Annotated in this window: 24 protein-coding genes and 1 tRNA gene; 19 read left to right on the top strand and 6 right to left on the bottom strand. The window is 58.1% G+C overall.

Annotated features, from left to right (window positions below):
* Positions 1-15: 15 nt before the first annotated feature.
* Complete coding sequence (locus B9N88_RS27855; protein ID WP_027606879.1) at positions 16-321, top strand: YkgJ family cysteine cluster protein; 306 nt, start codon at positions 16-18, stop codon at positions 319-321.
* Between the two features lie 74 nt (positions 322-395).
* On the opposite strand, the gene B9N88_RS27850 is transcribed toward B9N88_RS27855, so the two are convergent.
* The 6 genes from B9N88_RS27850 to hemA form a co-directional block, all read right to left on the bottom strand.
* Positions 396-914 (bottom strand): acyloxyacyl hydrolase, encoded by a 519-nt coding sequence (locus B9N88_RS27850; protein WP_027606880.1) that lies wholly within the window; start codon positions 912-914, stop codon positions 396-398.
* A gap of 103 nt (positions 915-1,017) precedes the next feature.
* Positions 1,018-1,812 carry a glutamate racemase gene (murI, locus tag B9N88_RS27845; protein ID WP_027606881.1) on the bottom strand — a complete coding sequence of 265 codons (795 nt, stop codon included), beginning with the start codon at positions 1,810-1,812 and terminating at the stop codon, positions 1,018-1,020.
* Positions 1,805-2,560 carry a molybdopterin-synthase adenylyltransferase MoeB gene (locus B9N88_RS27840; protein ID WP_027606882.1) on the bottom strand — a complete coding sequence of 252 codons (756 nt, stop codon included), beginning with the start codon at positions 2,558-2,560 and terminating at the stop codon, positions 1,805-1,807. Before B9N88_RS27840 ends, murI begins: the two co-directional genes overlap by 8 nt.
* Complete coding sequence (gene prmC, locus B9N88_RS27835) at positions 2,554-3,384, bottom strand: peptide chain release factor N(5)-glutamine methyltransferase (RefSeq protein WP_027606883.1); 831 nt, start codon at positions 3,382-3,384, stop codon at positions 2,554-2,556. The genes B9N88_RS27840 and prmC overlap by 7 nt, the downstream gene beginning before the upstream one ends.
* Positions 3,385-4,467, bottom strand: a complete 1,083-nt coding sequence (gene prfA, locus B9N88_RS27830) for a peptide chain release factor 1 (RefSeq protein WP_027606884.1) — start codon at positions 4,465-4,467, stop codon at positions 3,385-3,387. It lies immediately after the preceding gene.
* Positions 4,464-5,750 (bottom strand): glutamyl-tRNA reductase, encoded by a 1,287-nt coding sequence (gene hemA / locus B9N88_RS27825; protein WP_027606885.1) that lies wholly within the window; start codon positions 5,748-5,750, stop codon positions 4,464-4,466. Before hemA ends, prfA begins: the two co-directional genes overlap by 4 nt.
* A 182-nt stretch (positions 5,751-5,932) precedes the next feature.
* Here hemA and B9N88_RS27820 point away from each other — a divergent pair, with 182 nt between their 5' ends.
* The 18 genes from B9N88_RS27820 (at position 5,933) to hrpT (ending at position 19,940) form a co-directional block, all read left to right on the top strand.
* Positions 5,933-7,657, top strand: coding sequence for a tetratricopeptide repeat protein (locus B9N88_RS27820; RefSeq protein WP_027606886.1), 1,725 nt, complete (start codon positions 5,933-5,935; stop codon positions 7,655-7,657).
* Between the two features lie 4 nt (positions 7,658-7,661).
* The gene (gene lolB, locus B9N88_RS27815; protein WP_027606887.1) at positions 7,662-8,279 is read left to right on the top strand and encodes a lipoprotein insertase outer membrane protein LolB; all 618 of its coding nucleotides are present in this window, start codon (positions 7,662-7,664) and stop codon (positions 8,277-8,279) included.
* A 49-nt stretch (positions 8,280-8,328) separates the two neighbouring features.
* Positions 8,329-9,132, top strand: coding sequence for a 4-(cytidine 5'-diphospho)-2-C-methyl-D-erythritol kinase (gene ispE, locus B9N88_RS27810; RefSeq protein WP_205885421.1), 804 nt, complete (start codon positions 8,329-8,331; stop codon positions 9,130-9,132).
* Positions 9,133-9,169: 37 nt separating this feature from the next.
* Positions 9,170-9,244 (top strand) — tRNA-Gln (locus B9N88_RS27805).
* 46 nt (positions 9,245-9,290) lie between these two features.
* Positions 9,291-10,232, top strand: a complete 942-nt coding sequence (locus tag B9N88_RS27800; RefSeq protein ID WP_003171603.1) for a ribose-phosphate pyrophosphokinase — start codon at positions 9,291-9,293, stop codon at positions 10,230-10,232.
* Between the two features lie 138 nt (positions 10,233-10,370).
* Positions 10,371-10,970: a 50S ribosomal protein L25/general stress protein Ctc gene (locus tag B9N88_RS27795; RefSeq protein WP_027606889.1), complete on the top strand. Its 600-nt coding sequence runs from the start codon at positions 10,371-10,373 to the stop codon at positions 10,968-10,970.
* A gap of 167 nt (positions 10,971-11,137) precedes the next feature.
* On the top strand, positions 11,138-11,722 hold the full coding sequence (gene pth, locus B9N88_RS27790) for an aminoacyl-tRNA hydrolase (RefSeq protein WP_010213318.1): 585 nt from the start codon (positions 11,138-11,140) through the stop codon (positions 11,720-11,722).
* Positions 11,723-11,744: 22 nt separating this feature from the next.
* Positions 11,745-12,845 (top strand): redox-regulated ATPase YchF, encoded by a 1,101-nt coding sequence (gene ychF / locus B9N88_RS27785; protein WP_027606890.1) that lies wholly within the window; start codon positions 11,745-11,747, stop codon positions 12,843-12,845.
* Between the two features lie 310 nt (positions 12,846-13,155).
* Positions 13,156-14,079 (top strand): sigma 54-interacting transcriptional regulator, encoded by a 924-nt coding sequence (locus tag B9N88_RS27780; RefSeq protein WP_027606891.1) that lies wholly within the window; start codon positions 13,156-13,158, stop codon positions 14,077-14,079.
* A gap of 220 nt (positions 14,080-14,299) precedes the next feature.
* Positions 14,300-14,512, top strand: coding sequence for a hypothetical protein (locus tag B9N88_RS32495; RefSeq protein WP_133822121.1), 213 nt, complete (start codon positions 14,300-14,302; stop codon positions 14,510-14,512).
* Positions 14,513-14,558: 46 nt separating this feature from the next.
* A complete protein-coding gene (locus tag B9N88_RS27775; RefSeq protein WP_256221293.1) occupies positions 14,559-14,990 on the top strand; it encodes an EscI/YscI/HrpB family type III secretion system inner rod protein in 432 nt (143 codons plus the stop codon).
* Between the two features lie 5 nt (positions 14,991-14,995).
* On the top strand, positions 14,996-15,796 hold the full coding sequence (sctJ, locus tag B9N88_RS27770; protein ID WP_027606893.1) for a type III secretion system inner membrane ring lipoprotein SctJ: 801 nt from the start codon (positions 14,996-14,998) through the stop codon (positions 15,794-15,796).
* Positions 15,797-15,809: 13 nt separating this feature from the next.
* Positions 15,810-16,346, top strand: a complete 537-nt coding sequence (locus B9N88_RS27765; protein WP_027606894.1) for a hypothetical protein — start codon at positions 15,810-15,812, stop codon at positions 16,344-16,346.
* A gap of 24 nt (positions 16,347-16,370) precedes the next feature.
* On the top strand, positions 16,371-16,967 hold the full coding sequence (gene sctL / locus B9N88_RS27760; protein ID WP_027606895.1) for a type III secretion system stator protein SctL: 597 nt from the start codon (positions 16,371-16,373) through the stop codon (positions 16,965-16,967).
* A gap of 10 nt (positions 16,968-16,977) precedes the next feature.
* Positions 16,978-17,196 carry a hypothetical protein gene (locus B9N88_RS27755; protein WP_027606896.1) on the top strand — a complete coding sequence of 73 codons (219 nt, stop codon included), beginning with the start codon at positions 16,978-16,980 and terminating at the stop codon, positions 17,194-17,196.
* A gap of 1 nt (position 17,197) precedes the next feature.
* Entirely contained in the window at positions 17,198-17,590 is a 393-nt protein-coding gene (locus tag B9N88_RS27750; protein WP_027606897.1) for a hypothetical protein, read from the top strand.
* 14 nt (positions 17,591-17,604) lie between these two features.
* Positions 17,605-19,740 (top strand): type III secretion system outer membrane ring subunit SctC, encoded by a 2,136-nt coding sequence (gene sctC / locus B9N88_RS27745; RefSeq protein ID WP_027606898.1) that lies wholly within the window; start codon positions 17,605-17,607, stop codon positions 19,738-19,740.
* Positions 19,737-19,940, top strand: coding sequence for an HrpT family type III secretion system protein (gene hrpT, locus B9N88_RS27740; RefSeq protein ID WP_027606899.1), 204 nt, complete (start codon positions 19,737-19,739; stop codon positions 19,938-19,940). Before sctC ends, hrpT begins: the two co-directional genes overlap by 4 nt.
* The last annotated feature ends 7 nt before the right edge of the window (positions 19,941-19,947 follow it).

Here is a 19,947-nt window from a genome sequence, read left to right as displayed (position 1 = left end):
TTACACTGCGCGCCTATGACCAACATCCCCCACATCCAGATCACCGAACCCGCCGTCACCTGCTCGACCTGCGCGGCCTGCTGCTGCCAGTTGGAAGTGATGCTGATCACCGACACCGGCGTGCCGGAGCGCTATATCGACACTGACGATTGGGGCGGTGAAGTGATGCTGCGCCTGGATGACGGCTGGTGCGCGGCGCTGGATCGGGACACGATGATGTGCACGATTTACGAACGTCGGCCGTTGATTTGCCGGGAGTTCGAGATGGGTGCACCGGAGTGCCTGACCGAACGCGAAGGCATCGCCACGGCCTACCGCTGATCTCAGGCCAGTGAGGACCTTAATGTGGGAGGGGGCTTGCCCCCTCCCACACTGTCTTGCAGCGTTCCTGGGAATTACAGCGGCATGGTGTAGTGCAGCGAGTAGCTTTCTACACCATCGTTATTGCTGCTGATCCCGGCATTGGAGTAGTGCGTGGCGCGAATGCCGACTTCATGCCCACCGGTGAAGCGCAGGCCAAAGCCCAGGCGGTCTTCGAACTGGAAAGCCTGGCCGATGTTGTTGTCTTCCAGCTTGGTACGCGAGAACACCGCCACGCCAATCCCGGCTTCGATGTAGGGCTTGACCGACTGCCCGGCAAACTCATACACAAATACCGGCGAGAACGACAGGCTGCTGGCACCTGCACGGTCATCACCCTCCCAATAGGTATAGGCGCCGCTCCAATAGCCGGTCAGGCGACCGACGTCGCTCTGCATCCAGCTTTTATCCCAATCCGAGGTCAGGCCCAGCCGATAGGTCAACGTCGAATCGCTGGTACTGCCCACCCCAAACTCCAGGCCTGCAGCCTGGGCCGAAACAGAGTGTCCCACCACTACGGCCGCAATCGCGGCCAAACAGAACAAGCGCTTCATAAGAAACAGTCCTTTGAAAACAAAGTTTGTATGAATTTTTACAGGCCATCTCGCTATAGAAGCTGACGCACACTCAGAAGTTCAGCGACATTTCACGAAATTTTCACGACCCGAAGCTTCGCACAACTGCAGAATGTTTCCATAGTGTCGGTAGGATATTTCTTAGGTGATACACATCACCACTGGTCCAGAACTGTGCAGGCTCAGGATCGCCGAGGGCCAGCAGTTCGCGTTCACCCAGCAAACGCTTGAGCTGTCGCGCGACAGCAGCGCCGGTGTCGATGAGGATGATGCTGGCGGGCAGCATCTGCGCCAGCAGCGGCTTGAGGAAGGGATAGTGGGTACAGCCGAGGATGATGGTGTCGCAGCCGGCGCTGAGCAGCGGGTCGATATAGCCCTGCAACAACTGACGCAGGGCCGGGCTGTCCAGATCACCGGTTTCAATCAGCTCCACCAGGCCCGGGCACGGCTGGGTGATCACCCGCACATCGGTGGCAAACCGATCGAGCAACGCGGCGAACTTGGCGCTTTGCAGGGTGCCGGTGGTGGCGAGCACCCCGACCACGCCACTGCGCGTGGCCGCCGCGGCGGGTTTGACCGCGGGCTCCATGCCCACCAGGGGCCAATCGGGGTAGTCCTGGCGCAAATCCGCGACGGCCGCCACGGTTGCGGTGTTGCAGGCGATCACAAAAGCCTTGGCGCCCTGCTCGCGGAAAAATTCGGCGACAGACCGGGAACGCTCAAGAATGAACGCCGGGGTTTTCTCGCCGTAGGGGATATGCCCGCAATCGGCCACGTACAACAGGGACTCATGGGGCAGCAATTGCTGAATCTCAGCCAGCACCGACAAGCCGCCGACGCCGGAATCGAACACACCGATTGGCGCGTCCTTACCCATGTTGTGTCCCGCAGACACTGCAAGCGGGATCACGCTTGACCCGCAGTTCGCGAAAACGCGTGGTCAACGCATCGATCAGCAGCAAGCGGCCCACCAACGGCTCGCCGAAACCCGCCAGCAACTTCAAGGCCTCCAGGGCTTGCAGGCTACCGACCAGGCCCACCAGTGGGCCGACCACACCCGCTTCGCTGCAGGTCAGTTCAGTGTCGCTGCCATGCCCGTATAAACAGTGATAGCACGGGCTTTCGGCACGACGTGGATCGAACACCGACAGTTGCCCTTCAAGCCGGATCGCCGCGCCGCTGATCAATGGCCTGGCCGCCGCCACACAGGCAGCATTGACGGCCTCGCGGGTGGAGAAGTTGTCGCTGCAATCGAGCACTACGTCCACACCCGCCACCGCCGCCGCCAAGGTATCGGCATCCAGCGCGATGGGATGGGCGACCAAAGTGATTTCGGGGTTGAGGGCACTCAGGCGGCGCATGGCCGAATGGACCTTGGCCTGCCCGACGCTGTCGGTGTCATGGATGATCTGGCGTTGCAGGTTGGTGAGGTCGACGGTGTCGAAATCCGCCAGGTGCAACTCACCGACACCCGCGGCGGCCAGGTACATCGCCACCGGGGCACCCAGGCCACCGAGGCCGACGATCAACGCGCGGCCGTTTTTCAGGCGCAATTGGCCGTCGATGTCGACATGCTGCAACAGAATCTGTCGGCTGTAGCGCAACAGCTCCTGATCGGTCAGCACGGCCGGCGTCCCAGGGAGATGCGTTCGTGACCGCCAAGGTCGATGCGGCTGTGCACCTGCTCGAAGCCTTGGCTCAGCAACAGGTCGCGCACCGCGCCAGCCTGGTCGTAACCGTGCTCCAGCAGCAGCCAACCCGCCGCGTTCAGGTGGGCCGGGGCCTGGGCGATGATCAACCGCAGGTCATCCAGGCCATCATGGCCCGCCACCAAGGCGCTGGCCGGCTCGAAACGCACATCGCCCGCCACCAGGTGCGGATCGTTGGCGGCGATGTAGGGCGGGTTGCTGATGATCAGGTCGTAGGCGTGGCCTGCCAGGGCGCTGAACCAATGACTGTTGATCACCGTGGCGTTATGGAGGTGCAGGCGCTGGCGATTGCGCTCGGCCAGCGCCACGGCTTCCAGCACGCGATCGACGGCCGTGACGTGCCAGGCCGGACGCTCGCTGGCAAGGGCCAGGGCGATGGCGCCGCTGCCAGTACCGAGGTCGAGGACCTTGACCGGTGTGGCCGGTAACAATTCCAGGGCCGCTTCCACCAGCAGCTCGGTGTCCGGACGCGGGATCAGCGTGTGGGGCGCGACCTCCAGGTCCAGCTTCCAGAAACCTTGCTGACCGAGGATATAGGCGACCGGCTCGCCGGCGCGGCGGCGTTGCAGGTAGCCGGCAAACGCCAGGGCGTGTTCGCTGCTGACGATTTTTTCCGGCCAGGTGTGCAGGTAGCTGCGGGACTTGCCCAAGGCCGCCGCCAGCAATAACTCGGCATCCAGGCGCGCCGTGGGCGAGTCGGGCAGGTCGGCGGCGCGCAACAGGCTGGCGATAATGGTCATTTATTCACCTATCGCCGCCAGCTGATCGGCCTGGTATTCGGCGAGCAGTGGCTCGATCACCGCATCCACGCCACCGGCGAGAATCTCGTCCAGGGAATAAAGGGTGAGGTTGACCCGGTGGTCGGTGACCCGGCCCTGGGCAAAGTTGTAGGTACGGATGCGCTCGGAGCGGTCGCCCGAGCCCACCAGCAATTTGCGCTCGCTGGCAATCGCGTTGGCGGCGGCGCTGGTCTGCTGGTCATTGAGCTTGGCCGAGAGCCAGGACATGGCCCGTGCACGGTTCTTATGCTGGGAACGTTCTTCCTGGCACTCCACCACGATGCCCGACGGCAAGTGGGTGATACGAATCGCCGAGTCCGTCTTGTTGACGTGCTGGCCACCGGCGCCCGACGAGCGGTAGGTATCGACCCGAAGGTCGGCCGGGTTGATCTCGATGGCTTCCTGCTCGTCCGGCTCGGGCAACACGGCCACGGTGCAGGCCGAGGTGTGGATGCGACCTTGGGATTCCGTTGCGGGAACCCGCTGCACACGGTGGGCACCGGACTCGAACTTCAGCTTGCCATAGACATTGTCGCCTTCGACCCGCGCGATGACTTCTTTATAGCCGCCGTGCTCACCTTCGTTCTCGGACAGGATCTCGACCCGCCAACCGCGACGCTCGGCATAACGCGAATACATGCGGAACAGGTCGCCGGAGAAAATCGCCGCTTCATCACCGCCGGTGCCGGCACGGATTTCAAGGAACACATTGCGCCCGTCGTTGGGGTCTTTGGGCAGCAGCATGCGCTGCAGGTCACCTTCCAGCTCGGCCAACTTTTCCTTGGCCTCGCGGACTTCTTCCACGGCCATTTCACGCATGTCCGGGTCGCTGTCCTTGAGCAGCGCCTGGGCGCCTTCAAGGTCGGCCTGCACTTTGGTGAGATTCTTGTACGTGGCCACAATGGGCTCAACTTCGGCGTATTCCTTGGAATAGGCGCGGAACTTGGTTTGATCGGAAATGACTTCGCCGTCGCCGAGCAAGGCGGTCAGTTCTTCGAAACGGTCCTGGAGCACGTCCAGTTTATTGAGCAGTGACGCTTTCATTGCGATTTTTTATCCGAAGAGCTGGGCGCGCCCTCACCGAGGGCAAAGAGTTCCTGGGCCATGGCCAGCGCATCGAGGCGGCCTTCGGCAGTCAGTTTTTTTAATTGTACGCTGGGCGCATGCAGCAACTTGTTGGTCAGGCCGCGGGCCAGTTGCATCAGCACCTCCTCGGCGCTGCTGCCGTTGGCGAGCAGGCGCTGGGCCTTGATCAACTCTTCATCACGCAGGCGTTCGCCCTGCTGACGATACGCCTTGAGCACGTCCACCGCCGCCAGCTCACGCAGGCGCACCATGAACTCTTCGGCACCGACGCTGACCATCTCTTCAGCCGCCTGGGCAGCGCCCTGGCGACTCTTGAGGTTTTCGGCGACCACTTCATGGAGATCGTCGACGCTATAGAGGTAAACGTCGTCCAACTCGCCGACTTCGGGCTCGATATCCCGGGGAACGGCAATGTCCACCATGAAGATCGGCTTGTGCTTGCGCAGTTTCAGCGCGCTTTCCACCGCGCCCTTGCCGAGGATCGGTAGCTGGCTGGCGGTGGAGCTGATGACGATATCGCTGCGCACCAGTTCGGCCGGGATGTCCGACAGCAGCACCGCATGGGCGCCGAACTGCTCGGCGAGAATGCTGGCGCGCTCCAGGGTACGGTTGGCGACCACGATGCGCTTTACGCCCAGGTCATGCAGGTGGCGGGCAACCAGGGTGATGGTCTCACCGGCGCCGATCAACAGCGCCTGGCTGCGCTGCAGGTCGCTGAAGATCTGCTTGGCCAGGCTGACGGCGGCAAACGCCACGGACACCGGGTTTTCACCGATGGCGGTGTCGGTGCGCACCTGCTTGGCGGAATTGAAGGTGGCCTGGAACAGACGCCCCAGCAGCGGACCGACGGTACCGGCCTCGCGCGCCACGGCATAGGCGGATTTCATCTGGCCCAGGATCTGCGGCTCGCCCAACACCAGCGAATCGAGACCGGATGCCACGCGCATCATGTGACGAACTGCCGCATCGTCTTCGTGCACATAGGCGCTCGCGCGCAGGTCGTCGAGGCTCAAATGGTGATAATCGGCCAGCCAGCGCAGTACCACATCCGCCGAGAGATGTTCCTGCTCTATATAAAGCTCACTGCGATTGCAGGTCGAAAGGATCGCAGCTTCGCGGCTGTCGGTGAGACGGCAGAGCTGCTGCAAGGCCTCAACCAACTGCTCTGGCGTAAACGCCACGCGCTCGCGCACGTCTACGGAAGCAGTCTTGTGGTTAATACCGAGTGCGAGGAAGGCCATTCAATATCGCTGATGATGTCGGGAAGCCGACAATTGTCCTACTTCGAAAGATTCAGAACAACCACCGTCGTCTATTGTCCTAATGCCTTGTGTCTATAAAGGCATCAACTGAGACTCGGTTATGTTTGGCCGAAGGCTTGTGTCATGATGATCCGACCGCAGGTTAGTCGTCCTCTTCCTATATGAATAGATCTTCCGCGTTGCTCCTTGCTTTTGTCTTCCTCAGCGGCTGCCAGGCCATGGCACCCGTGTCGCCGGACGGTACACCGCCGGTGGAAGACAGCACACCCGCCCCTGAAAAGCCCAAGGTTTATTCCTCGTTCAGTGAAGAAACGGTGTTCAGCCTGCTCAGTGCGGAACTGGCCGGCCAGCGCAATCGCTTCGATATTGCGCTGGATAACTACGTGACCCAGGCCATCAACACCCAGGATCCGGGAATTTCCGAGCGGGCGTTCCGCATTGCCGAGTACCTCGGGGCCGATCAGGCCGCGCTGGATACTTCGTTGATCTGGGCAAAGAACGCGCCGGACGATCTGGAAGCCCAACGGGCAGCCGCCATTCAATTGGCGCGGGCCGGGCGCTATGACGACTCCATGGTCTATATGGAGAAAGTCCTGCAAGGCAAGGGCGACACCCATTTCGACTTCCTCGCGCTGTCGGCTGCCGACACCGACCAGGACACCCGCAATGGCCTGATGAAGAGTTTCGACCGCCTGCTGCAAAAACACCCGAAGAACAGTCAACTGGTGTTCGGCAAGGCCCTGCTGCTGCAACAGGATGATGAAGCCGAAGCCGCATTGAAGCTGCTGGAACAGAACCCGCCGGAAGACGGCGAGATCGCGCCGATTCTGCTGCGCGCGCGCCTGTTGCAGAACCTCAACCGCGGCAAGGAAGCGATTCCACTGCTGGAAAAAAGCATCAAGAAATACCCGGACGACAAGCGCCTGCGCCTGACTTACGCACGCACGCTGGTGGAGCAGGACCGCATGGAGGACGCCAAAGTGCAGTTCGCCAACCTGCTCCAGCAATACCCGGATGACGATGAACTGCGTTATTCCCTGGCACTGGTGTGCCTGGAAGCCAAGGCCTGGGACGAGGCCAAGGGTTACCTGGAAGAGCTGATCGAGCGCGAAAGTCATGTCGACTCGGCGCACCTGAACCTGGGTCGCATCGCTGAAGAGCGCAGCGACCCGCAGGCCGCCCTGCTCGAATACGCACAGGTCGGCCCAGGCAACGACTACCTGCCGGCCCAACTGCGCCAGGCCGACATCCTGATGAGCAACGGGCGTACCGATGAGGCAGAAAAACGCCTGGCCGCTGCACGGGATGCCGAACCGGACTACGGGATCCAGCTTTACCTGATCCAGGCCGAGACCTTGTCAGCCAATAATCAGGGCGAGCGCGCCTGGAAGGTGCTGCAACAGGCCTTGCTGCAATTCCCCGACGATTTGAACCTGCTGTACACCCGTGCCATGCAGGCGGAAAAACGCAATGACCTGGCGCAGATGGAAAAAGACCTGCGCCTGATCATCAAACGCGACCCGGACAACGCCATGGCCCTGAATGCCCTGGGCTACACCTTGTCCGACCGCACCACGCGCTACGACGAAGCCAAGGCGTTGATCGAGCAGGCGCACAAGCTCAACCCGGAAGACCCGGCCGTACTCGACAGCCTGGGCTGGGTGAACTATCGCCTGGGTAACCTCGACGAAGCCGAACGCTTGCTGCGCCAGGCCCTGGAGCGCTTCCCCGACCAGGAAGTCGCTGCACACCTGGGCGAGGTGCTGTGGGCCAATGGCAAGCAGCGCGAAGCCCGCCAGATCTGGGAAAAATTCCTCAAGGAACAACCCGAAAGCCCCATCCTGCGCGGCACCATCAAGCGCCTGACCGGATCCGAGACCCTTTAAGCTTATGTTCTTGCGCCACGTTATCGTTTTCAGCTTCATCGCCCTGCTCGCCGGTTGCGCGGGCTTCGGTGCCCGCGAATCCGTTGAGGGCCAGGGCAACCCGGCGCAATGGAAGCAGCACAAGGATCAGCTCGGCAGCATCGACGGCTGGCAGATCGAAGGCAAAGTCGGGGTTCGCGCACCGAAAGATTCCGGCAGCGGCACCTTGTTCTGGCTGCAACGCCAGGATTACTACGACATTCGCTTGTCCGGCCCCTTGGGGCGTGGCGCCGCGCGCCTGACCGGCCGCCCGGGACAAGTCAGCCTCGAAGTCGCCAACCAGGGTCGCTACGAGGCCACCTCGCCCGAAGCGCTGCTGGAAGAGCAGATTGGCTGGAAACTGCCTGTCTCGCACCTGGTGTGGTGGGTCCGCGGCTTGCCCGCGCCGGACAGCAAGAGCCGCCTGAGCCTCAACGGTGACAGCCGCCTGGCCACCCTGGAACAGGATGGCTGGCAGGTCGAATACCTCAGCTACGTGGAACAGGGCGGTTATTGGCTGCCAGAGCGCATCAAGCTGCATGGCACCGACCTTGACGTCACGCTGGTGATCAAGGACTGGCAACCGCGCAAGCTGGGGCAATAACGTGGCCGTACAAAAACTGACCCTGCCCTCTCCTGCCAAACTCAATCTGATGCTGCACATTCTCGGTCGCCGTGAAGACGGCTACCACGAGCTGCAGACACTGTTTCAATTTCTCGACTACGGCGATGAGCTCACCTTCGCCCTGCGCGACGATGGCGTGATCCAGCTGCACACTGAATTCGAAGGCGTGCCCCACGACAGCAACCTGATCGTGAGGGCCGCGAAAAAACTCCAGGAGCAGTCCGGCTGTTCCCAGGGCATCGATATATGGATCGATAAGATTCTGCCCATGGGTGGCGGAATCGGTGGTGGCAGCTCGAATGCAGCGACCACACTGCTGGGTCTGAACCATTTGTGGCAACTGGGCTGGGACCATGATCGCCTGGCTGCGCTGGGCCTCACGCTGGGCGCCGACGTCCCGGTTTTCGTGCGTGGACACGCCGCTTTTGCTGAGGGCGTGGGGGAAAAACTCACCCCGGAATACCCCGAAGAGCCGTGGTATGTCGTGCTTGTCCCGCAAGTATCTGTAAGTACAGCAGAAATTTTTTCAGATCCGCTGTTGACACGTAACTCTCCTCCCATTAAAGTGCGCCCCGTTCCCAAGGGAAACAGTCGAAATGACTGCTTACCGGTTGTAGCAAGGCGTTATCCAGAGGTACGTAACGCTTTGAATTTGTTAGGTAAATTTACCGAAGCAAAATTAACCGGAACTGGAAGTTGTGTGTTTGGGGGCTTCCCAAGCAAAGCTGAAGCTGATAAAGTCTCGGCCCTTCTTACAGAGACCCTTACAGGGTTTGTAGCAAAGGGAAGCAACGTTTCGATGTTGCATCGCAAGCTGCAAAGTCTGCTCTAAAAGGAATCGAGTACTGGGTACTCGTTGCAACAGATACAGGGGCGTCGCCAAGCGGTAAGGCAGCAGGTTTTGATCCTGCCATGCGTTGGTTCGAATCCAGCCGCCCCTGCCATTTTCTAATACTCATCCAGGTTACCCTCAGCCTCTAGGTACTGCGCGTGTCCAAGATGATGGTCTTTACGGGGAACGCCAACCCCGATCTGGCTCGACGTGTCGTACGTCAGCTGCATATCCCTCTCGGTGACATCTCTGTCGGTAAATTCTCCGACGGCGAAATTACAGCCGAGATCAATGAAAACGTCCGCGGTAAAGACGTCTTCATTATCCAGCCGACCTGCGCTCCGACCAACGATAACCTGATGGAACTCGTCGTGATGGCTGATGCCTTCCGCCGCTCCTCAGCGACTCGAATCACAGCTGTAATCCCTTACTTTGGTTATGCCCGCCAGGATCGCCGTCCGCGTTCCGCACGTGTGGCTATCAGCGCGAAAGTCGTTGCTGACATGCTGACCGTGGTAGGTATCGACCGTGTGCTCACGGTTGACCTGCACGCTGACCAGATCCAGGGGTTCTTCGATATTCCGGTAGATAACATCTACGGCTCCCCCGTCTTGGTGGATGACATCGAAGACCAGCGCTTTGAAAACCTGATGATCGTGTCCCCGGACATTGGTGGCGTCGTGCGTGCACGGGCTGTTGCCAAATCCCTGGGCGTGGACCTCGGGATCATCGACAAACGCCGTGAGAAAGCCAATCACTCTGAAGTGATGCATATCATCGGTGATGTCGAAGGGCGTACCTGTATTCTGGTTGATGACATGGTCGACACCGCCGGCACCCTGTGCCACGCGGCCAAAGCCTTGAAAGAGCACGGTGCTGCTAAAGTCTTCGCCTACTGCACACACCCTGTGCTGTCGGGCCGAGCGATCGAGAACATCGAGAACTCCGTGCTGGACGAACTGGTGGTGACCAACACCATCCCGTTGTCCGCCGCTGCTCAAGCCTGTGCGCGTATCCGTCAACTGGATATCGCACCGGTAGTTGCCGAAGCGGTTCGCCGCATCAGCAATGAAGAATCGATCAGCGCGATGTTCCGCTAAGGGTCAAACCTTCGGAACACCTCACTGACGAAAAGCGCCCCGCCCCAGCATACTGTTGGGGCGGGGCTTTTTTGCCCATATCGCCTTTAGCGCTGGTCGCAAACGCTGGGGCGAATGTGGTTATTTTGGAGATACAACATGAACGATTTTACTCTGAATGCTGAAGTGCGTTCCGACCTGGGGAAAGGTGCGAGCCGCCGCCTGCGTCGTCTCGCAAGCCTGGTTCCAGCTGTAGTTTACGGTGGCGACAAAGCCCCTGAATCCATCAGCATGCTGGCTAAAGAAGTTGCCAAACTGCTCGAAAACGATGCGGCCTACAGCCACGTTATCGAACTGAACGTTGGCGGCAAAAAGCAAAACGTCATCATCAAAGCCCTGCAACGTCACCCATCCAAGGGTCATGTTCTGCACGCTGACTTCGTACGCGTCGTAGCCGGCCAGAAACTGACCGCTATCGTGCCTGTGCACTTTGTTGGTGAAGAAGCTCCGGTCAAGAAAGGCGGCGAGATCTCTCACGTCCTGAACGAAATCGAAGTGACCTGCCTGCCGAAAGACCTGCCTGAGTTCATCGAAGTCGACCTGTCGGCTCTGGAAATCGGCGCAATCATCCACCTGTCCGACCTCAAGGCTCCTAAAGGCGTTGAGTTTGTCGCACTGGCTCACGGCGATGACAAAGCTGTTGCAAACGTACACGCTCCACGCGTTGCTCCAGAAGCTGAAGAAGGCGCTGCAGAGTAATTCACTCTGTATTGCCGGAGCTTGAGGAAACATCGCGGACCGAAACGTAGCGAGAAAGCGGGCGATAACGCGGCGTTTACTCTTGAGTAAATGATCTCTTGTCGTCCACTTTCGCCGCACGCAGGTGTAGCGATGTTATCCACAACTCCAAAGGAAGGGCCCCTGTCGTGACTGCCATTAAACTGATCGTTGGCCTGGGAAATCCAGGCGCCGAATACGAACAGACCCGGCATAACGCGGGGGCCCTTTTTGTTGAGCGCATCGCCCACGCCCAAGGTGTAAACCTGGTGGCCGATCGCAAATATTTTGGCCTGACCGGACGCTTCTCGCATCAGGGTCAGGATGTTCGTCTGTTGATTCCCACCACCTACATGAACCGCAGCGGCCAGGCTGTAGCGGCGCTTGCGGGCTTCTTCAGGATCAAACCCGAAGAAATCCTGGTGGCCCATGACGAACTGGACCTGCCACCCGGCGTTGCCAAGCTCAAGCTCGGCGGCGGGCACGGCGGGCACAATGGCCTGCGCGACATCATCGCGCAGTTGGGCAATCAGAATAATTTTTACCGCCTGCGGCTCGGCATTGGCCACCCAGGCGTCGCCAGTATGGTTTCAAATTTCGTCCTGGGTCGTGCGCCACGCGCCGAACAGGAAAAACTCGATGCCAGCATCGACTTTGCCCTCGGCGTGCTGCCGGATATCTTCGCCGGTGAATGGAACCGCGCGATGAAAAACCTGCACAGCCAGAAGGCCTGACTTTTTTCCGAGGGGAAACACCATGGGATTCAATTGCGGCATCGTCGGCCTGCCCAACGTCGGCAAATCCACCTTGTTCAACGCTTTGACCAAGTCCGGTATTGCGGCGGAGAACTTCCCCTTCTGCACCATCGAACCCAACAGCGGCATCGTGCCGATGCCCGATCCGCGCCTGGACGCACTGGCGGCCATCGTCAATCCCAAGCGCATCCTGCCGACCACCATGGAGTTCGTCGACATCGCAGGCCTGGTAGCCGGCGCGTCGAAAGGTGAAGGCCTGGGCAACAAGTTCCTGGCCAACATCCGTGAAACCGATGCCATCGCCCACGTGGTCCGCTGCTTTGAAGACGAGAACGTGATTCACGTCTCCAACAGCGTCGACCCGAAACGCGACATCGAGATCATCGACCTGGAACTGATCTTCGCCGACCTCGACAGCTGCGAGAAGCAACTGCAGAAAGTCGCGCGCAACGCCAAAGGCGGCGACAAGGACGCAGTGGTCCAGAAAGGCCTGCTGGAACAGTTGATCGCGCACTTCACCCTGGGCAAGCCAGCACGCAGCCTGATGAAGACCATGGGCGCTGACGAGAAGGCCGTGGTCAAGGGTTTCCACCTGCTGACCACCAAGCCTGTGATGTACATCGCCAACGTCGCTGAAGACGGCTTCGAGAACAACCCTTTGCTCGACGTGGTCAAGGCCATCGCCGACGAAGAAGGTGCCATCGTGGTACCGGTGTGCAACAAGATCGAAGCGGAAATCGCCGAACTGGATGACGGCGAAGAGAAAGACATGTTCCTTGAGGCCCTGGGCCTGGAAGAGCCTGGCCTGAACCGTGTGATCCGCGCCGGCTACGAAATGCTCAACCTGCAGACCTACTTCACCGCCGGTGTCGAGGAAGTCCGCGCCTGGACCGTAAAAGTCGGCGCCACTGCGCCACAGGCTGCCGGTGTGATCCACACCGACTTTGAAAAAGGCTTTATCCGCGCGGAAGTGATCGCCTACAACGACTTTATCCAGTTCAAGGGTGAGGCCGGTGCCAAGGAAGCGGGTAAATGGCGTTTGGAAGGTAAGGAATACATTGTTAAAGATGGCGATGTGATGCACTTCCGCTTTAACGTGTAAACGCTACCTGCGAAGTCTACGACAAATAAAAAAGCCGATGCACTGCATCGGCTTTTTTGTAGGTGAAACTTCCTAACATAGGACAAGCATCGTTCACACTTCACTACCAGACTTCCCCTACTTACCCCTCCGCCTTTAATGCAGCCAGGCAGTTGCACAATTTAAACTCAATAATGCCGGGGTTTTCCTACATTATTCCGGCCCACACTTACGTCAATATCCCCGTATAAGTTCTATACCCTCATTCCTGATTGACGAGCATAGACTGTCCTCTCAACACTGAAGTCGAGCGATAATGGAGAACTCTTCGATGTCGGTCTCCACCCTTGGAGAAAATGAAAAAGATACTTCACTCTTCGAAGACACGGATATTGAAAACACACTGAGCAGCACGGCCCCCCTCAACATAGACATACTGTTGCTGGGAGAAACCGGCACTGGCAAAGATACCCTGGCGCAGCGGGTTCACCGCCTATCGACACGGCGGGGCAATTTTGTCGCGGTCAATTGTGCGGCTATTCCTGATAGCCTCGCCGAAAGCCAATTGTTCGGCGTCAACAGCGGTGCCTATACCGGCGCCATCCAGTCCCGTGCCGGTTTTATCGAGGCAGCCCATCTCGGCACCCTGTACCTCGATGAGATCGATAGCATGCCGTTGAACCTGCAAGCCAAACTGCTGCGCGCGCTGGAGTCGCGGGGGGTAGAGCGCCTGGGCTCAACCCGCTTCATCCCGGTGGACATGCGTGTGATCGCGTCTGCCCAACAATCGCTCCACCAGATGGTCGAACTCGGAACCTTCAGGCGCGATCTGTACTTCCGTCTGAATGTCGTCAACATCCAGCTTCCAGCCTTGCGTGATCGGCGAGAGCACATCATCCCGTTGTTCCTGGAGATGATTCAGCAGGAAGCCCACCGGTTCAAACGCACTGCCCCGCCGCCCACTGACGGGCTGCTGCAACAACTGCTGTGCCACACCTGGCAGGGTAATGTTCGGGAGTTACGTTCTACGGCCAAGAGGTTCGTGCTGGGCCTGCCACCGTTTTCTACCTCGGTGAGCGACCAACAGAAAATCCAGATGGGCCTGAAGGCACGCCTACAACACGTTGAAAAAGCGTTTATTGAGGAGTCGTTGCGCAGGCATCACCACTGTGTAGAAACCGTCGCGCTTGAACTGGGTGTTGCCAAGCGCACGCTGTACTACAGGATGAAACAATTAAATATATCATTAATGTAGAAAAACTGTTCCAGCTAAGTGCCTCGCCTAACTAGACACCAGCGCATCTAAAAAAACACATTTAGGAACATCTATACCGAGCAATATTCGGAACCATTTTCTTCTAGCAACCACACACTCATCGTCAGATTCAAGTTGTGGAGAAACATGTCACAGACTCAATACAATTTGCTTTACTGACGGTTAGTACCACTTAAATACCTTAAGATAGGAAGTTATTATGAGCGCAATTTCCGCTTCAAGCCCTGTTTCTTCTGGCTACGCCACAAATAATTACGCTTCACCAACGTCATCGGATTTGTCCGGAGCAATGGGCGGAGGCGACGATGATCTGATAGCCCAAGCAAAAGCTGTCGGCAGGGACGGTGCGATGAAAATGCTTGATATGAAAGCGTTTAACAACGTCACCTCGGCCGCTAAAGCAGTCCAATAATAAAAGCACCTCTCCGAGCTGATGATTGGAGAGGTGCTTGTACTGCTTGAATGATTCAATCGTTAACGTCAGCGACAAAAAACTATCGCCCCCACACAGTAGACTTCACATGTGGATAGAAAATATTGAGTCTTCAGTATCTGACGAGACTGTCGAGAGGAACGACAAGACGTCTGAATTTTTGGCGCTGGATACGGATGTCAACTTTTTCAGCTCAATGCTCGAACACTCATTCCCGGCTACCTCCGCCTCAGGAAAAAGAGGCCTGCCGACGGCGCTGATAGAAGCGATTGAGCCGCTCAATATCACAAGAGCGCGTCTTGCGCGAGCACTGAAATCCACAAACAAGCAGATAAATATCCAAGAACTTAAAAAATTTCCGGGAGAGCTTTCCGGTGCGGTTCTCACGTCTCAACTACTGGTAAAAACCCTTGGCAAGACAACTCAAGGCATCGACAAGATTTGCAATATGCAATAGTGAACATGAATAGATTGTTATCCGCCGCGCTGATTTTTTTTATTACGTTGATATTAAGCGGTTGCGGTGACCGCGTTGAACTTCATCGTCAGCTCTCTGAACAAGAGGCCAATGAGGTCATAGCAGAATTGGCAGATAAACATATTCGAGCCTTAAAAATCCCGGCCAAAGATGGTGTCGTCGTGGCGGTTAACGCAATCGATATCGGACGCGCCGTACGTACCTTGGAAGCCGCCGGTCTACCGAGAATGGCCCGGGCAACATTGGGCGATACCTTTCGCAAGGAAGGCGTTATTTCCACGCCATTGGAGGAGCGCGCACGTTACATCTATGCCTTGTCCCAAGAGCTTGAGGCGACCTTCTCTAACATCGACGGCGTTATCGTTGCGCGGGTACACGTAGTGTTGCCCGAACGCATCGCACCTGGGGAACCTGTCCAACCCGCATCCGCGTCAGTATTCATCAAGCATGATCCGCGCCTGGATCCCGATAACATCCAAGCACGCATTCGCAGAATGGTGGCAAGCAGCATCCCTGGCATGACCACAGCAGTGGAAAATCCGCAAAAACTGACCGTGGTATTTGTACCTGCCACCGCTTACCAGGAACAGCAGCGCCTCGTGTATTTTGGCCCTTTCCTGGTACCCAGCGATGACCTGGGGTTTTGGCGCAACAGCACAGTCTTCACTCTGCTAGCCATGGTTGCCGTCGTGAGCACCGGACTATTCCTACGCAATCGGCGTCAGCGTCTTGTAAAAGGTGCGTCCGTGGCAGGCGAATCGACTGGCCTCTCCCATGACGCCTAGACCCGTCAATCCAATGAGCGAACATCTGGCCTGGGCTCAATGGTGGGCATTCCCATGGAAGTATGCCCACGAGGACTGGAGAGGCGAAAAATACCCAGCGATCAGCACGCTATATCACCTTGGACGGTTGGCGCCGGGCAACCTCACGGGGGTTGCAACCTGCTTGCCTGCTGCCCCTCACCCTACCGTGCTTCGCCTGGCCCTCGCCTCAACTGAGCAACTCGACCTGGCGATGACACTGATTCACGACACCTTTAATCCTGAGGCAGCAGCCCCCTTGAGCAACAGCCATCATCTGTGGTGCATGCGTCTGTCCAAGGCGCTGCCCCCAGCCATGCTGCCTTGCGACGCTGATCCATTGCAATTGCTCCATAGCTGGGTGGAACCGGCGACTTGGCAACGTCTTCGGTTGCGCTTCCCACGTGAGCGTGTAGGTGATGTCGAAAAAAGAAATATCTCATTCGAGAACGCCAGCAGCCGCCTGAACACACTGTGGCAAGCCGTGGTCTGGCGCGTGACGAATTTGGCAAGCGACCCCACGCCCCCCTGAATCGAAGGGGTAAGGAAATCAGCGATGTTATGTCGATACACCATTGAGTTGCTCAAGGACGCTACGCACGTACAGAGCAGCCTGATCCTGCGGGAAGAGCTTGCCAACTGGAAGCAGGCCGACCAACTCTTGAACCGGGCCCATGCACAGGCCGATGAGCTGATAAGCCTGGCAGAGGAAAAATGCGAAGCCTTGCTGGAAAAAGTATCCCTGGAGGTCTGGCAGCGCGCGGATGCCCAATTCAAGCGATGGGAGCACGACCGTCAAGCGATGTACGACAGCCTGGAGCACTACGCAACATCGATCACCAACCAGGCAATTCGCTGCCTGCTTGACGAGACGGTAGCCCAACAAAGGCTTGGAGCCCTTCTCAAGCATTTGATGGCGAACCAGATTCAAGAGGTCAACGCCACACTACTCTGTCACCCCCATGACCTGGAGGAGGTGAAACAGTTTTTTGTTCGTCACACCTCCACACGCTGGAAACTTCAGGCTGATGGCACAACCCCCCTGCAGACACTGGTACTGAAAACAGACGAGGGCGATTTTCGCATCAGTTGGAATTCGATGATCGAAGCTTTTTTCAACGGCAGTTACGCAAACGAGTCCTCTCCACAATAAGGAAAACCATATGGACTTTTTCGATAAGTTGTCACGCCAACTTTTGAAGAATAACGCTGTCAGCGATAAACGTCTTAGGGCTTTAGTGGAGATGGAAGAAGAGGATGAAGAGTCTGCCGAACTATTCTACAACCTCGCGCTAAGACGCTCTGCGAGCGATATGGCTTATCACGAGCACAAGCGGGCGACCCATCTTATGTACAAATCGACGTTTGAGAGTTTCACCTGATATGCACGAGTTGATCAATGAATGGTTAAACAGCCATAACGAACAGATCAGTTTGTTCGAAGGCGACGATGAAATCATTCTTAAACGTCAAGGGGAAGTGCTATTACTGGGTGCTCAACTAACTTCAGTTCGTCCCGATAATGCAATCCTGCAGAATTGGATGCGACTGGGCGCCGCCAGCCTGAATCATTTCCAAGGCGCACTGGCCCTCAAAACTGAAAGCGGCGCGCTATGGCTGGTTCAAAGTCTGCGCAGCGGGCAGGAAAAGAGGGCTGTGCTCGGCTGTCTCGAAGCCCTGCTTAACCAACGTGACACATGGCGCTCAACGGTGACACGTCTCGCTCAGCCGGCCCGAAACCTCAAACCCACTTCGCTACGCTCACTATCCTACTGAACAGAGAACTGTGAATGTCTAACAAGCCTCACAAGCGCAGTCGCTTGCGTCCAGACTCGCCTGCCGATTCCCTTAAAAGATTCCATTGGCGCAACATGATCCTGCTTCCCTGGCTGCTGATCCCAGCAGGGAACACACTGGCGGCCATACCCCCCGAGTGGAAAAACACCGCATACGCTTATGAAGCTGAACATAAGCCACTCCGGGAAGTGCTGGAGGATTTCGCCCAGACCTTTGGGACACAACTACATGTCGAGGGCCTGCTGGAAGGCAACGTAAATGGCAAGATTCGCGCCAATACCCCGCAGTCGATGCTCGACCGTCTGGGGGTAGAACACCGTTTCCAGTGGTACCTGTACAACAACACCCTCTATATCAGCACGCTGGACCAGCAAGACTCGGCGCGCCTGGAGGTTTCTTCCGAGACCATTGCCGACCTTAAGCAAGCGCTCACCGATATTGGCCTGCTCGATAGCCGTTTCGGTTGGGGCGAGTTGCCCGAAGACGGCGTGGTACTGGTTTCGGGCCCTCGACGCTATATCGAGCAGATCAAACAGTTCAGTACCCAGCGCCGCTCTCCGGATGAAAAGCAGAGTGTGCTGAGTTTCCCGCTTAAATTCGCCAATGCGACGGATCGTCAAGTGGATTACCGCGGCGAGAAGCTCACTATTCCGGGAGTGGCCAGCATTCTGCGTGGATTGCTGGAGCCGCGCTCCAATTCGACCCTCAACAGGCTGAACCAACCCTCCCCGTCACAGCCAGCGCCGCTCGTACCGAACATTCCCCGATTGAACAACCCTTTACTGCGGCAGATGCTGGGTACAAACGTTAACACCGGGCAGGTGGATCCGCTCCCGACACTCACCTCGCGAGCCCCGGTCTCACCCAGCAGGATTCGCGTCGAAGCCGATGTACGCAATAACGCTGTGCTGATCTATGACCTGCCTGAGCGGCAGGGCATGTACCGAGAGTTGATCACTCAACTCGATGTCGCGCGCAAACTGGTGGAAATCGACGCGATCATTCTCGATATCGAGCGCACCCAATTGCGAGAGTTCGGGGTGAACTGGGGGTTTCAGAACAGCCGATTCCGTGGCGGCGTCAATATGGCACCGGGCACCTCTTCACAGGTGTCGATTGAGAACCGCGAGCGCTTCTACGCAGATATACGCGCGCTGGAAGCCAAGGGGCTGGCAAGCATGGTCTCCAACCCCTCGGTGCTCACCCTGGAAAACCAACCGGCGGTCATCGACTTCAACCGCACCCAGTACCTGACCCCCGGCCGGGAGAATGCAACCATTTTACCGGTCACCGTGGGCACCAGCTTCCAGGTGGTCCCCCGTGTCATCACCAGCCGTGGCAGCCACCAGATCCATTTGGCGGTGGATATCGAAGATGGCAACTTCAACGAAACCAACCCCACTCCCGGCAACCTCGATGTACGCCGAGGCAAGGTCAGCACCCAGGCCGTCATGGCGGAAAAGCGCTCACTGGTGGTCGGTGGTTTCCACGTCACCGAAAGCAGCGACAAGCGCAACAAAGTCCCCCTATTGGGTGATATCCCGCTACTGGGCAAGGCGCTGTTTTCCTCGACAGAACGGCAGAATAATCGACGTGAACGCCTGTTCATCCTCACCCCGCGCGTCATCGGTGACCAGGCCGATCCGTCGCGCTACCTGCCCCAGGCCGACCAGGTCGAATTGCAGGCAGCCCTCGCACCGTTGGCGCGGCGCTACAGCCCTCACCAGCCGGTAATCAAGCGCAGCGACATCATCAGTACCCTGGCGCACATGGTCAGCGGGAAAGTGCCCAAGGCCTTCAAGGCGGCACCAATGCCCCTGGGGCTGAACAGTTTGTGCAGCACCCGCGACTTGCTCGCGCTGAACACCGAACGCAGCCAATGGTATGCGGGACCGGACTACAACGTGGCGGTAGTGGTCCTGCGTAACCAGGTCAAACGCCACGTGCGTATCGACGAAAAGGAATGCAGCAACTCGCAGACCCTGGCCGTCAGCGTATGGCCGCGCGCCTGGCTCAAGCCGGGTGAGGAAGCCGAGGTGTTTATCGCCATGCGCCCGGTGGTGAAGGATGAACACCTCAGCGTGCCTCGCCCCTCCTTGATTACTCCTGCTCAGAAGGCCACGCCATGAAACACCGCTTATTGTGCGTCACCCTGATCGCAACGGCACTGCTTGTCACCGCCTGCACGCCCACCTGCAAGGGGGACTCCTGCTCACGCCCGCAATCGAGCAAGGACAAGATGGTGATCTGGTGGCCACCGCAGATGCGTGCCGAGCCTGGTCCCGCCGGGGAACGTGCGGATTACCAGACTATCTCGCTGGAACGATGAGCCGCCA

The sequence above is a fragment of the Pseudomonas sp. LAMO17WK12:I1 genome (assembly GCF_900177315.1).
GTDB lineage: Bacteria > Pseudomonadota > Gammaproteobacteria > Pseudomonadales > Pseudomonadaceae > Aquipseudomonas > Aquipseudomonas marginalis.
The sequence above is the reverse complement of the archived record's forward strand: the minus strand, read 5'-3'. Positions and strand labels throughout refer to the sequence as shown.

Bases quoted from the DNA above. Each gene is read 5' to 3' on its own strand.
- B9N88_RS27855 (WP_027606879.1), top strand. From the start codon at position 16: ATGACCAACATCCCCCACATCCAGATCACCGAACCCGCCGTCACCTGC.
- B9N88_RS27850 (WP_027606880.1), bottom strand. From the start codon at position 914: ATGAAGCGCTTGTTCTGTTTGGCCGCGATTGCGGCCGTAGTGGTGGGA.
- murI (WP_027606881.1), bottom strand. From the start codon at position 1,812: ATGGGTAAGGACGCGCCAATCGGTGTGTTCGATTCCGGCGTCGGCGGC.
- prmC (WP_027606883.1), bottom strand. From the start codon at position 3,384: ATGACCATTATCGCCAGCCTGTTGCGCGCCGCCGACCTGCCCGACTCG.
- prfA (WP_027606884.1), bottom strand. From the start codon at position 4,467: ATGAAAGCGTCACTGCTCAATAAACTGGACGTGCTCCAGGACCGTTTC.
- hemA (WP_027606885.1), bottom strand. From the start codon at position 5,750: ATGGCCTTCCTCGCACTCGGTATTAACCACAAGACTGCTTCCGTAGAC.
- B9N88_RS27820 (WP_027606886.1), top strand. From the start codon at position 5,933: ATGAATAGATCTTCCGCGTTGCTCCTTGCTTTTGTCTTCCTCAGCGGC.
- lolB (WP_027606887.1), top strand. From the start codon at position 7,662: ATGTTCTTGCGCCACGTTATCGTTTTCAGCTTCATCGCCCTGCTCGCC.
- ispE (WP_205885421.1), top strand. From the start codon at position 8,329: ATGCTGCACATTCTCGGTCGCCGTGAAGACGGCTACCACGAGCTGCAG.
- B9N88_RS27795 (WP_027606889.1), top strand. From the start codon at position 10,371: ATGAACGATTTTACTCTGAATGCTGAAGTGCGTTCCGACCTGGGGAAA.
- ychF (WP_027606890.1), top strand. From the start codon at position 11,745: ATGGGATTCAATTGCGGCATCGTCGGCCTGCCCAACGTCGGCAAATCC.
- B9N88_RS27780 (WP_027606891.1), top strand. From the start codon at position 13,156: ATGTCGGTCTCCACCCTTGGAGAAAATGAAAAAGATACTTCACTCTTC.
- B9N88_RS32495 (WP_133822121.1), top strand. From the start codon at position 14,300: ATGAGCGCAATTTCCGCTTCAAGCCCTGTTTCTTCTGGCTACGCCACA.
- sctJ (WP_027606893.1), top strand. From the start codon at position 14,996: ATGAATAGATTGTTATCCGCCGCGCTGATTTTTTTTATTACGTTGATA.
- B9N88_RS27765 (WP_027606894.1), top strand. From the start codon at position 15,810: ATGAGCGAACATCTGGCCTGGGCTCAATGGTGGGCATTCCCATGGAAG.
- sctL (WP_027606895.1), top strand. From the start codon at position 16,371: ATGTTATGTCGATACACCATTGAGTTGCTCAAGGACGCTACGCACGTA.
- B9N88_RS27755 (WP_027606896.1), top strand. From the start codon at position 16,978: ATGGACTTTTTCGATAAGTTGTCACGCCAACTTTTGAAGAATAACGCT.
- B9N88_RS27750 (WP_027606897.1), top strand. From the start codon at position 17,198: ATGCACGAGTTGATCAATGAATGGTTAAACAGCCATAACGAACAGATC.
- sctC (WP_027606898.1), top strand. From the start codon at position 17,605: ATGTCTAACAAGCCTCACAAGCGCAGTCGCTTGCGTCCAGACTCGCCT.
- hrpT (WP_027606899.1), top strand. From the start codon at position 19,737: ATGAAACACCGCTTATTGTGCGTCACCCTGATCGCAACGGCACTGCTT.